Origin of the sequence: Kitasatospora sp. NPDC101155 (genome assembly GCF_044768305.1) — a bacterium.
Classification (GTDB): domain Bacteria; phylum Actinomycetota; class Actinomycetes; order Streptomycetales; family Streptomycetaceae; genus Kitasatospora.
Map to the genome: position 1 here is coordinate 48,189 of NZ_JBIWPN010000014.1, position 12,083 is coordinate 60,271.

Annotated in this window: 11 protein-coding genes; 8 read left to right on the forward strand and 3 right to left on the reverse strand. The window is 73.6% G+C overall.

All coding sequences use genetic code 11. The annotated features are described in order from the left end of the window. Nucleotides 1–157: 157 nt before the first annotated feature. The gene (locus tag ACIRYZ_RS22050; protein WP_402946539.1) at nucleotides 158–439 is read right to left on the reverse strand and encodes a hypothetical protein; all 282 of its coding nucleotides are present in this window, start codon (nucleotides 437–439) and stop codon (nucleotides 158–160) included. Nucleotides 440–619: 180 nt separating this feature from the next. Continuing rightward, nucleotides 620–1,519 (reverse strand): SAM-dependent methyltransferase, encoded by a 900-nt coding sequence (locus tag ACIRYZ_RS22055; RefSeq protein ID WP_402946541.1) that lies wholly within the window; start codon nucleotides 1,517–1,519, stop codon nucleotides 620–622. A 225-nt stretch (nucleotides 1,520–1,744) separates the two neighbouring features. Between ACIRYZ_RS22055 and ACIRYZ_RS22060 the strand changes: the two genes are divergently transcribed. The 6 genes from ACIRYZ_RS22060 (at nucleotide 1,745) to ACIRYZ_RS22085 (ending at nucleotide 7,905) form a co-directional block, all read left to right on the forward strand. Then, complete coding sequence (locus ACIRYZ_RS22060) at nucleotides 1,745–2,377, forward strand: RNA polymerase sigma factor (protein WP_402946543.1); 633 nt, start codon at nucleotides 1,745–1,747, stop codon at nucleotides 2,375–2,377. Next, the gene (locus ACIRYZ_RS22065) at nucleotides 2,374–3,111 is read left to right on the forward strand and encodes a hypothetical protein (protein ID WP_402946545.1); all 738 of its coding nucleotides are present in this window, start codon (nucleotides 2,374–2,376) and stop codon (nucleotides 3,109–3,111) included. The genes ACIRYZ_RS22060 and ACIRYZ_RS22065 overlap by 4 nt, the downstream gene beginning before the upstream one ends. Nucleotides 3,112–3,411: 300 nt before the next feature. Further along, nucleotides 3,412–5,778 (forward strand): ATP-binding cassette domain-containing protein, encoded by a 2,367-nt coding sequence (locus tag ACIRYZ_RS22070; RefSeq protein ID WP_402946547.1) that lies wholly within the window; start codon nucleotides 3,412–3,414, stop codon nucleotides 5,776–5,778. 106 nt (nucleotides 5,779–5,884) lie between these two features. Then, nucleotides 5,885–6,493, forward strand: a complete 609-nt coding sequence (locus ACIRYZ_RS22075) for a hypothetical protein (RefSeq protein ID WP_402946549.1) — start codon at nucleotides 5,885–5,887, stop codon at nucleotides 6,491–6,493. Then, complete coding sequence (locus tag ACIRYZ_RS22080) at nucleotides 6,490–7,497, forward strand: serine/threonine-protein kinase (RefSeq protein WP_402946551.1); 1,008 nt, start codon at nucleotides 6,490–6,492, stop codon at nucleotides 7,495–7,497. Before ACIRYZ_RS22075 ends, ACIRYZ_RS22080 begins: the two co-directional genes overlap by 4 nt. Before the next feature lie 33 nt (nucleotides 7,498–7,530). Beyond that, the gene (locus tag ACIRYZ_RS22085) at nucleotides 7,531–7,905 is read left to right on the forward strand and encodes a DUF1304 domain-containing protein (protein WP_402946553.1); all 375 of its coding nucleotides are present in this window, start codon (nucleotides 7,531–7,533) and stop codon (nucleotides 7,903–7,905) included. Between the two features lie 105 nt (nucleotides 7,906–8,010). Here the strand turns inward: ACIRYZ_RS22085 and ACIRYZ_RS22090 are convergent, their stop codons facing one another. Then, on the reverse strand, nucleotides 8,011–9,351 hold the full coding sequence (locus ACIRYZ_RS22090) for a streptophobe family protein (RefSeq protein WP_402946555.1): 1,341 nt from the start codon (nucleotides 9,349–9,351) through the stop codon (nucleotides 8,011–8,013). Between the two features lie 473 nt (nucleotides 9,352–9,824). Between ACIRYZ_RS22090 and ACIRYZ_RS22095 the strand changes: the two genes are divergently transcribed. Together ACIRYZ_RS22095 and ACIRYZ_RS22100 are read left to right on the forward strand one after the other, a co-directional pair. Beyond that, nucleotides 9,825–11,036, forward strand: coding sequence for a DUF6777 domain-containing protein (locus ACIRYZ_RS22095; RefSeq protein ID WP_402946557.1), 1,212 nt, complete (start codon nucleotides 9,825–9,827; stop codon nucleotides 11,034–11,036). A 225-nt stretch (nucleotides 11,037–11,261) separates the two neighbouring features. Continuing rightward, nucleotides 11,262–12,068 (forward strand): nucleotidyltransferase, encoded by an 807-nt coding sequence (locus ACIRYZ_RS22100; RefSeq protein WP_402946559.1) that lies wholly within the window; start codon nucleotides 11,262–11,264, stop codon nucleotides 12,066–12,068. The last annotated feature ends 15 nt before the right edge of the window (nucleotides 12,069–12,083 follow it).

The window sequence follows — 12,083 nt, forward strand, 5'->3', positions numbered from 1 at the left end:
GCGGCGGGGGGGGGGGGGGGGGGGGGGGGGGGGGGGGGGGGGGGGGGGGGGGGGGGGGCCCCCCCCCCCCCCGGGCGGGCCCGGACGGAGCCTCAAGGAGCGGCCGACGGCCCGGCGCTCACGGTACTGACGCGCGCGGTACTCACGGCCACGGGACTCAGAAGACGAAGTAGCTCGCGCCGAAGGCCGTGGCGGACCGGCCGGGGTCCACCTCGGCGGTCACCGGCCCCTGGCAGTTGGCCGCGGCGTGCACCAGGACCATGGAAGTGGTGAAGTTCTGGATGGACACCGGCGAGGAGGTCGCGTAGCAGCCCCGCTGCGGGTTCTCGTGCGGCACACCGTTCACCACCAGGACGCCCGTCGCCGCCTGGGCAGGGACGGCGAGCACGAACACACCGGCGGCGGCCAGCAAGCCGACCGCGGCGATACGACGACGCATGACTGTTCTCCTTCTTCAGGTCAGGGCGCACGGCAGGCGCCGGCGCCCTCTCCAGCCATGGCTTCCCCGCGCAGCCTGTCCATGTCGGAGCCGGCCCGCCCGCCCCTCGGACAGGCGAGCGTGCACCGCCGCGCGATCGGCCGAGCGCGGCGACGAGCAGCAGCGTCGTCGTCCCGGCGATCAGCGGTTCGTCCGTTCGGGCGGCCTGGCCGGAGGGCTTGGTGGTCGGGACGGCGAGCAGGACCGGCCGGCCGGCCGGGGTCCGGGCGATGCCGACGTCGGCCGCAGCGCCACGCCCGCGTACCCGGACGCGTCGGAGCCCGAGACGGCCGGGTCGTCGGCCGTGGGCCGCCAGTGCGGAGCGGGGACGATGCCCGGGGGCAGGAGGGTCCAGCCGTCGAAGAAGCGGGCGAACTCGACGCGGGTGCGGGCCTGGAGGGCGGTGCCGGCGGCCTGGTAGATGCCGACGACCCGCCCCATCTCCTCGGGGGCGAACTCCACGGTGAGGTGGGTCATCACCAGGGCGCTGCCCGGGGCTAGGGCGGACTTGAGGTGTTCGACCAGCTCGTACGCGCCGTGGGCGTCGGGGACGAAGTGGAGCAGGGCGTTGAGGGAGAGCGCGACCGGGCGGCTGAAGTCGATGGTGTCGCGCAGGCCCGGGGCGGCGAGCAGGCCGGCCGGGTCGGTGACGTCCGCCTCGATGTAGGCGGTGCGGCCCTCGGGGGTGCCGGCCAGCAGGGCCTGGGCGTGGGTGAGCACGATCGGGTCGTTGTCGGCGTAGACGACCCGGGCGCGCGGTTCGACGCTCTGGGCGACCTCGTGCAGGTTGGGTGAGGTGGGGATGCCGGTGCCGATGTCGAGGAACTGGTCGATGCCGGCCAGGGCGAGGGCGCGGGTCGAACGGTGGACGAAGGAGCGGTTGGCGCGGGCGGCGTCGCGCGCCCAGGGCGCGATCGCCAGGACGTGGCCGGCGGCCTCGCGGTCGGCAGCGAAGTTGGTGAAGCCACCGAGGAAGTAGTCGTACATCCGGGCCGAGTGCGGCACGTTCAACCGCAGGTCGACCCCGTCGTAGAGACTCATCGCGCTCCCCCTCGGCATCGCGGACAACGTCCGAATTGCTGCCCACCGTATTCGGGGGCCAATCGTCGCTCGCCATGGCTCAACCCCTCGGCAGATCCCATGAGATGACAATCTGTATTCGGTTTGCAGCCTGGAGTGACAGACCTGATGGAATGAGGATGGGCGCAGACAGCCCGACCCTCGGGTGGCACGGCGAGCAACCGACGGCCACGGAAAGCAGGCTCGATGACGATCGACAGGGGCGCCCCCGCGCACGGGCACCGGGGCGGGACGGCGGTGGACCACACCGACGGGACCGGGGCGCAGTGGGTGACCGAGGCGGAACTCGGCCTGCGCCTGGACCTCACCTGTGCCGCCTTCTGCGAGACGCACCAACCCGCTTGGCACGCCCTCGCGTTGACCCGGATAGGCAGCCAGGCCGACGCCGTACTGGTGGTCGAGGCGGTCAAGTCCGACCTGGCCCGCTGCTGGCCGCAGGTGCTGCGGTTCGAGGAACCGGCAGCATACGCCTGGCGGTTGGCCACCCGGCACGTCGCGGACTGGGTGGCCGCCGAGGAGCCGGTGGAGGTGGAGGCGGTCACCTTCGCGGCTGTGATCGGGGCGTTCAAGCGGGTCGCCGACGGGCTGCTGCACAGCGAGGCGGACGAGGTCCGACTCTACGCGGCGATCCTCGAACTGCCCGACCGGCAAAGGGACGTGGTGATCCTGCGCTATCTGCTGGGTCTGCACGCCAAGGTGATCGCCGCGTACCTGGGACGGCCGGTGGCGACGGTGCACTCCAACCTCCGGCACGCCCGGGAGCGGCTGGCGCGCCGGCTCGGGGTGCGTGAACTGCCGGACCGGGGAGGCGAACTGTGACCACCGACCGCGAGGAACGGACGCCGAGCGGGGCGTGCACCACCGGCGGGGGGCGCGCGGTCTTCCACGTGCCCCGAGTCGAACGTGCCAACGCCGAGCGGATCGCCGCCCTCCGGCAGGCCCGACTGACCGCCGCCCCGGCCCATCTGCCCTCGGAGCACGAACAGGCCGCCTTCGAACTCGGCCTGGTGATCGCCCTGGTGCTGGGCGCGCCGTGCGCCTCCCAGGGGCTGGACCTGCTGGTCAACGCGCGCCGCATCCAGCCGGAGGGGGCGGAGGTGTTCGGCGCGCTGCTGTACGCCACCGGCAAGGAGGAGGGCGCCGAGTTCTGGTGGCGGTTCGCGGCCGGCTCGGGCAGCGGAACCGCCGCGTACTGCCTGCACCTGCACCACCTCAAGCTCGGCGAGACCGACGACGCGGACTACTGGCGGGCCTGGTCGGACCAGCTGTCGGCGGCCGAACGCCAGCCCGCACCACGGCCGTTGCGGATGAGCAGGCCACTGCTGCCGGCGAACGTGCGGCGCGGCATCCTCTCCCGGGTGCACCGGGGGCTGGCGCCGCAGCTGCCGCCCGCGCTGGTCGCGGTGATCGACCGGCTGCCGTTGCAGGGCGGGGAGGGCGAGGGCGAGGAGGAGGTGCCGAACCCGTGGGGGCTCACCTCGGGGGCGACCTCGGCGTGTTCATGGGACCTGCCGTGGGGGCTCGACGAGGAGGGCGAGGGCCCGTTGGGGTGAGTCCACTCGCGGCCACCCGCGCTCCCTCGTTCAGGTGAGCACGGCCGACCGGGCGACGGTCTCCGGGCCAGGCTCAGGCACGGCACCCGGCCGTCGGCGCGGTCCGCTCGGACGGTCCGGGACCGGCACGACCGCGGCCGGATGCCCATGGGTTCCCCGGGCCCGATGTGCGGGCACCCGAACGGTGGTGCTACGTCACGACAGTGCTACGTCACGACAGTGCTGCGCCACGACAATGGTCCAGTCCAATCCCGCCATCCGGAAGGGCCGTTCACGGGCACCGACGATAGAATGCACACCATGGGAGAGCGCCCTGGCGCGCCCACCGCGCCGCCCCTCGTCCTGGTCACCGACCGCGGCTCCCAGCTGATCGACCCGACCCGGGCCTACCACCTCGGCCGCGATCCGACCAGCGAGGTCGTGCTGGACGACCCCCGGGTTTCCTGGCACCACGCGGTGCTGCGCACCGCCGAGGACCACTGGCTGCTGGAGGACGTCGGCAGCACCAACGGCACCTACGACCAGGGCCAGCGGATCAGCCGCGAGGACGTCGGCCCCGGCACCCGGCTGCGCTTCGGCGATCCGGCCACCGGCCCGTCCGCGACCTTCGCTGGGCTGCCCGGCCCCGCCCAGAGCGATGGCACCGTCCTGGTCACCCCGCGGTCCTCCGGCGTCTTCCGCAGACCGAGCGCCGTCCTCCAACTGCCCGACCACACCGTACGGATCGGACGCTCGGACGACAACGGCCTGGTGCTGGACGACCTGGTGGTCTCCCGGCACCACGCCGAGCTGCGCGAACTGCCGGACGGCGGCCACGAGATCGTCGACCTGCACAGCCACAACGGCACCTACCTCAACGGCCGTCCGGTCAGCCACGCCCCGGTCGGCCCGGCCGACATCGTCGGCATCGGCCACTGCGAGCTCTGCCTGATCGACGGCCGGCTGGTCGAGTACACCGACACCGGCGAGATCTCGCTCGATGTCCAGCACCTGGTCGTACGGGTCGGCCCGGAGCACAAGGTGCTGCTGGACGACGTCGGCTTCCCGCTCACCGAGAAGGCGCTGCTCGCGGTGGCCGGCCCGAGCGGCGCGGGCAAGTCGACCCTGCTCAACGCGCTCACCGGGCTTCGCCCCGCCGACCAGGGCACCGTGCTGTACGACGGACGCGACCTGTACCACGACTACGCCGAGCTGCGCCGAAGGATCGGTCTCGTCCCGCAGGACGACATCCTGCACACCCAGCTGACCGTCCACCGCGCCCTGTCCTACGCCGCCGAGCTGCGTTTCCCCGACGACACCGCGAAGGAGGAGCGGGAGGCCCGGGTTTCCGAGGTGATCCACGAACTGGGCCTGGACGACCGGTCCGAGCAGGTGATCGCCAGCCTCTCCGGCGGCCAGCGCAAGCGGGTCAGCATCGCGCTGGAGCTGCTCACCAAGCCCTCACTGCTCTTCCTCGACGAGCCGACCTCCGGCCTGGACCCGGGCATGGAGCGCTCGGTGATGCACATGCTGCGCGGACTGGCCGATGACGGCCGCACGGTCGTCGTGGTGACGCACAGCGTGCTGAGCCTCAACGTGTGCGACCGCCTGCTGGTGCTCGCCCCCGGCGGCCGGACCGCCTACTACGGGCCGCCGACCGAGGCGCTGGCGTACTTCGGCCACGAGGAGTGGCCGGAGGCCTTCGAGGCGTTCGAGAGCGACTCCGAGGGTGTCTGCCAGCAGCGTTTCCGCGCCTCGCCGCAGTACCGGCGGTACGTGACGACCGAAGCGGCGCACCTGCCGCACCCACCCGTGGCAGCCGCACCGATCATCGGCCACGAGAAGCCGCAGAGCTGGCTCTCCCAGCTGAGCACCCTGGTGCGCCGGTACGCCGCGGTGCTCGCCGCCGACCGGCTGTTCCTCACCGTGATGATCGCGCTGCCGTTCATCATCGGCCTGATGTGCCGGGTGATGGCCGGTTCACGGCTCACCGATGAGAACGCCATCAACTGCCTGCTCACGCTCTGCCTCGGCGGCGTGCTCACCGGCTCGGCCAACTCGGTGCGCGAGGTGGTCAAGGAACGCGCGATCTACCGGCGGGAACGCGTGGTCGGGCTGTCCAGGTCGGCGTACCTGGCCTCGAAGGTGGTGGTGCTCGGCGCGATCACGGTCGCTCAGGCCGCGGTACTGACCGTGGTCGGTCTGGCCGGGGTCACGCTCTCCGCGCAGGCGCAGCCGAACGCCCCGCCGCCGGTGACCACCGGCGTTCTGATGCCCCAACTGCCCGAGCTGATCATCGCGGTCGCGCTGCTCGCGTTCACGGCGATGATGCTCGGCCTGGTGGTCTCCGCGCTGGTCGGCAAGGAGGAGACCACGATGCCGCTGCTGGTGCTCCTCGCCATCGTCCAGATCGTCTTCAGCGGCCTGATGCTCAGGCTGAACGGCGTGCCCGGCCTGGAGCAGTTCGCCTGGTTGTGGCCGTCCCGGTGGGGCCTGTCGGCCATGGCCCGCACGGTCGACCTGAGCCGGCTCACCGTCGCGACCCCGATCACCGCGGACCCGATGTTCCGCCACGAGCGCGCCGGGTGGGTGGTCAGCATGGCCGCGTTGCCCGTCCTCGCAGCGGTGTACGGGCTGGCGGTGCTCGCCCTGCTGCGGCGCCACGAGCCGGCGATCATGCGCAAGTAGCCGCCCCGGCCTCCGCCGGTAGAGTGGAAACGACCTGTGGTGCGAGTGCCGCGCGCAGCCCCTGCCCCCGGCTCCGGCTCGTGCGGCGGAGGAAATGCGGCCGCCCATGGACGAGTACGCGTTCAGCCCCACCCACGTCGCCCCGCCGAACGGGATGGCGACCTGGGCAGCCCCGGACCCGGCGCGACCCTCCGCCCGGCTGGACCCGCTGCTCCCGCTGCGGCTGATCGCGCACCAGGGCGACTGGGCGCAGGTGCTCTGCTCCAACGGCTGGACCACCTGGGTGGACGCCCGCCTGCTGGTCACCCTCCCGCAGCCGCCGCCCGCCGTCGGGGGCCCGCCCGCGCGGACCGCCGACCCGCGCCCGGCACTCGCCGAGGCCGAGACGGCGCTGGCCCGCTACCGGGCCCTGCTGGAGGACCTCGCGGCGGGCACCCTGGACCTGGAGTCCTTCCGGGAGCGGACCCGCGGGCTACGGCTCGGCCTGGTGGCGGACGGCGAGGCGATCTGGGTGTTCGACCCTGCGCACGACCGCTGGTGCTACTGCGACGGGCTGCAGCTGCAGACGTACGCGGCCACCGACCGGCCCACGCCGCAGCCGGCGCCCGCGCCCGCGCCCGGCCCCACGCCTGGGCAAACGCCCGCGCCCGCGCCCGGGCAGACGCTCGCGCCGGTGCGCGGCCCGTACGCGCCCACCCGGACCGGTGAGCCGTGATCCCCGCCGACCGGACCTCCGCGCCCGGCTTGCCCGCGGGCCTGGTCGGGCGGAAGGTCGCGGGCTACCAGCTGGAGGGCGAGATCGGGCGCGGCGGGATGGCCGTGGTCTACCGGGCCAAGGACCTGCGGCTGGGCCGGACCGTCGCGATCAAGCTGCTGGCCCCGGAGCTGGCCCGCAACGAGATGTTCCGGCAGCGGTTCATGCACGAGTCGGAGGCGGCCGCGGCGATCGACCACCCCCACATCGTGCCGATCTTCGAGGCCGGAGAGCACGACGGCATCCTCTTCATCGCCATGCGCTACGTCGACGGCGGTGACCTGCGTGCCCTGATCGACCGGGGCAGCCCCTTCCCGGTCGATCGCGCGGCGCGGCTGGCGCTGCAGATCGCCTCCGCACTGGACGCCGCCCACGACCACGACCTGGTGCACCGGGACGTGAAGCCGGGCAATGTGCTGGTCGCCGCCGGGACGGACAGCGAGCACCCCGAGCACCTGTACCTGGCGGACTTCGGGCTCACCAAGAAGTCGCTCTCGTTCAGCGGGCTGACCAGCATCGGCCAGATCGTCGGGACGCTGGACTACGCGGCGCCCGAGCAGATCTCCGGCAAGCCGCTGGACGGGCGCTGCGACCAGTACTCCCTCGCCTGCGTGGTCTTCGAGATGCTCGTCGGCAACCCGCCGTTCCACCGGGAGAGCGACCTCGCGCTGCTCTGGGCACACCTCAACGACCCGCCGCCGCTTCTGCGCGAGCACCGGCCGGACCTGCCGGCGGCGGTCGGGGCCGCGGTGGCCCGGGCGCTCGCCAAGGCGCCCGGAGAGCGGTACGCCAGCTGCCTGCAGTTCGTCGCCGAGCTGCGCGCGGCCACCGTTCCCGCCCCGTGGGCCGGGGGCGGGCCGGCGACCCAGGTGGTCCCGGCGGTGGATCCGGGCATCGTCCAGGTGCCGGAGCCGCCCGCCTGGGCCGCGCCGGTGGTCCACCCGCCGCCCCGGGACCGAGCCTGACGCCGTACCGCGACCGAGAGGAAGCCGCCGACCATGAACGCCGTGAGCCAGGTCTTCGCCATGCTTGCCGCCGCGATCCACCTGGTGGTGTGGCCGCTGGAGAGCTACCTGTACGGGCACCCACGGGTGCGTTACCTGCTCACCGGCAGCACCGCGGACGCCCCGGAGGTCCGGCTGTGGCGCTTCAACGTCGGCTTCTACAACCTGTTCCTGGCCCTCGGGCTGGTCGCCGGCCTGGTCCTGCTGCACACCGGCCACGCCGGGTCGGGGCGGCCGGTGATCCTCTACATCGGCGCGTTCATGGTGGCGGGCGGGATCACCCTGTTCGTCTCGGAGCCGAAGCTGTGGCGCGGCGCCCTCGGCCAGGCCGTCCCGGCCGTGGTCATCCTGATCGCCCAGGCGCTCTGAACCTCTCGGCGGGTGGGTCACCACCTCTCCGCGGGTGGCTCAGCACCTCTCCGCGGGTGGCTCAGCACCTCTCCGCGGGTGGCTCAGCACCCCCGGCGGACTGGCTCAGCCGCCGCCCTCCGTCAGCTCGCCGCGGTGCCGGACCCGGGCCGCGAGCAGCGCGCCGAGCGCGCCGGTGAGCAGCCCCCAGCCCGCCGCCAGCGGGACCGCCGTCCACAGCGCCGGGCGCAGCCTCAGGCTGCCGCTGCCGAATCCGGTCAGCGGGTTGTTGCCGCCGAGTACGGTGCCGAGCAGATCGGCGAGGCCGCCCTGGCCGAGGCCGACGCCCAGGACGGAGAGCCCGTAGTCGGCGTCGATCCTGGTCCACAGCCCGACCAGGAGCACGGTGACGGCAGTGGCCAGGGCGAAGCGGACGGCGTGCTGCCAGAGCCGGACGGTGCGCGGGGATCGCTGGGCGGCGAGGAAGGCGGCGGCCAGCAGCAGGACGGCGGCCACCGGAAGCAGCCACCAGCTGCGGGCGTCGTGGTCGGCCAGGGTTCCGAGGTCGATGGTCGCCTCTCGCCCGTTCGGGGCGCGCAGCACCGAGCTGAGCGCCTTGGGGATGGGCAGGCCGACCGCGCCCTCCAGCCGTCCGTGCCACTGGGCGCCCAGCCCGAGGCCGAAGGCCAGCCAGACCAGGTCGGGCAGGACGAGCAGCACCACGGCCAGGGTCTGCCGGGCGTTGCCGTGCGCGATCGCGGTGATCACCCCGGCCACCGCGCCGATCACCACGTACGCCAGCAGCACCGTCCAGAGTGCGAACGCGGGCGGGCGGACGGCGAGCTGGTAGCGCAGCAGGGCACCCGGCAGCGGCGCCCGCCGGGACACCGCGAAGGCGGCCGCGAGCACCAGCAGCAGCCAGGCCAGCCCGATCCCGATGGTGGTCGGGCCGTCCGCGTGGAAGCCGACCTCCGGGGTGAGTCCGAGCGCGCTGCCGATGGTCTGCGCCAGACTGCCGCCGAGTGGGACCACGAAGGTGTGCTTGGCCACGACCGTGATCAGCACCAGGGCGAGCACCCAGAGCAGCACCGTCCGGACGATCCGGCCGAGCAGTTCGCCGCCCCCGGCCACCGCACGGAAGCGCAGTTGACGCAGGAACACCTCAGCCATCGCGACCGCGCCGACCAGCGAGACGGTGAGCGGCATCGCGGTGACCCCGGCGTCCACGGCGGCGAAGCTGCCGGCGCCACCGTCGAGCTGTACGGATCCGCCGACGGCGAGCGCCATCGTCGCGGCGAGGACGGGCGGGAAGCCGCCCTCGGGGAGGTCCCCGGCACCGGCCAGCCAGAGGCCGAGTGCGGCCACGGCCGCCATCGCGACCAGCCCAGCCAGCACGACGGCGAACGCGTCCAGCCATCCGCGTACGACGCCGGGCGGGCCTGCGGCCCGGGTGATGGGCTGCTGCATACCGCCTCCTCTGACTGAGCTGGCCGGTCCGGTCCCGGGGACTCGACTCCCACGGGTGCCGGTCTCCCCGGGGTGTCGGGTTCCAGCCTGACCGACCGCCGGTGGGCACGCTCGGCGACGGCCGCCAAACCTGCTGTTGCGGCGAACGGGGTACCGGGGGAGAAATGGAACCCCAGTGGCAGGAGCTTCCCGTGCCGGCCGTCCTCGCCGGCCGCCTGCGAATCGGAGCCTCGATGAGTTCCCACCCGCCTCCCTCCGGCCCGCCGAGCGAGCCCCCGTTCGGCCCGCCGTCCGGTCCCCCGTCCGGCCCACTGGCCGGACCGCCATCCGTACCCCCGCCGCCCTCGGGCCCGCCCGGACCGACGGGGCCGTCCGGGCCGTCCGGGCCGCCTTCGGGTGGTGGCGGGAGCGGCAGCGCCGGTGGCGGTCGCGGGCCGCACACGCCGTGGTGGCGCTCCGGCAGGGGCCTGGCGGTGGCGGCCACCACGGTGGCGGCGGCCGTGGTGGCCACCGTGCTGATCGTCAACAACCAGGGAGGCGGCGGCAAGACCGAGACGCTGCCGGCCGCAAACGAGGTCGCGCTGCAGGCGCCGGCCGATCCGGGCCCTGACCCGTTCACCCCATCGGTGGAAACCAACCCGGTGACTCCACCGGCACCCGCCCCGGCGACCTCGCAGGCGGAGCAGCCCGGGCACAGCACGTCCCCGGCCGCCCTGCACAGCGTCCAGGGGGCCTCGAACGGGCTCTACGCCGGGACGATGTCCAAACCGAGCTGCGACACCGAGCGGCTGATCGGAATGGTCTCCACCGGCGACACCGGCCGGGCCTGGGCCTCCGCCGCCGGCATCGACCAGTCCGCGATCCCGTCCTACCTGCGCTCGCTGACCTCGGCGTACCTGCGGGTGGACACCCGGGTGACCAACCACAACTACAAGAGCGGCGCGGTGACCGAGTACCAGTCGGCACTCCAGGCCGGCACCGCCGTACTGGTGGACGCCCAGGGCGTGCCCCGGGTGCGCTGCTCGTGCGGCAACCCGTTGAAGCCGCCGGTACTGGTCTCCGACGCCAAGTACATCGGGCACCCGTGGCAGGGCTTCCGGCCGACCAACCTGGTCATCGTGGTTCCGGCGCCGCAGCCGGTGACCGAGATCGTCCTGGTCAACGTCGAGACGGGCGGCTGGTTCACCCGCCTGACCGGGCGGATCGAGGTGGTGGACAAGCACGTCGAGGCACCGAAGGGGCCGCTGGCACCGGGGGTTCCGCCGCCAGGGACGATGAAGCCGGGCACACCGACGGCGACATCCTCGACCTCTGGCGCCACGTCAAGATCGGGCTCGGCGACCACCTCGAAGGGAAGTCCCTCGGGGCCGACCTCGTCCGGCGCGACGTCCTCGGGCACCACGTCCTCCGGTGCTACGCCCTCCGGTCCGACGTCCTCCGGTGCCTCGACGGGGACCGGCTCTGCTTCGGCTTCGACCAGTTCGGCCAAACCATCGGAGACGACCGCGACGACGAACACCTCCGCCCCATCGACGGCGGCGACCACCGCCCCTTCGGCGCTCACCCAGTCGCCGCAGTCGCCTAGCAACAGGACCACGACGACCGGTTCCGGCACGACCTCGGCGGGTACCTCCACGAGTTCCGGCACGACGTCGACCGCCACCACGACCGGCGCCACTCCCTGACCCCACCCGACCCCGCTGCCACCGTCCGAACCCGGCCGGTGGCAGCGGCACGTCTCAGGGCAGCAGCACCTTCGCGTCCTCCGGCCCGAGCAGCCGCCCGTCCGCCGCCCGGACCTCCACCGTGGCGACCGGCTCCCCCGACGCGCGGTGGACCAGCCGGGCCCTGGGCTCGCCCTTCGGGGATATTCGCTGGCCAACCGCGCTTCGGGCGGGCAGAGTGCCGACATGATCAACAGGGGACTGGACGGGGACGGGTACATCGCGCGGGAGGGCTCGCTGGAGCGGGTGCCCGCGGCGTTCACAGCGGTGGTCGACACCGCCCGCGAGCGAATAGCCGCCGCCTTCGACCCGGCCCGGCTGCACAGCGCCTACCTCTACGGCAGCATCCCGCGCGGCACCGCGGTCCCCGGTGTCTCCGACCTCGACCTGCTGCTCGCCCTGCACCACGAGCCCACCCCCGCCGACCGCGCCGAGGCCGACGCGCTCGAAGCCGGTCTGGACGCCACCTTCCCCCAGGTCGACGGCGTCGGCGTGCTCCTCTTCTCCACCGGCACGCTGCTGAGCGAGCTGGAGCGCCACGACCTGGGCTGGTTCGTCGCCTGCCTGTGCACCCCGCTGCTCGGCGCGGACCTCGCCGGGCAGCTCCCCCGCTACCGTCCGACCTCCCTGCTCGCCCGCGAGACCAACGGCGACCTCGCGCTCGCCCTCCCTGGCTGGCGCGAACGGCTGGCCGCCGCCGGCTCGGACGCCGAGCTCAGGGCACTCAGCCGCGCGGTCTCCCGCCGGATCGTCCGTACCGGCTTCACCCTGGTCATGCCCCGCTGGGGCGGATGGACCAGCGACCTGGCCGCCTCCGCCGAGGCCTTCGCCGGCTACTACCCCGACCGCGCCGCCCAGGTGCGCCTCGCCGCCGTGATCGCCCGCACCCCCACGACCGACCGCGCCGCCCTCGGCATGCTGATCGACGACCTCGGCCCCTGGCTGGCGGCCGAGTACACCACCGTCCACGGTGAGAAGGCCCCGCGCCCTTGACCGGGCGAGTCAACA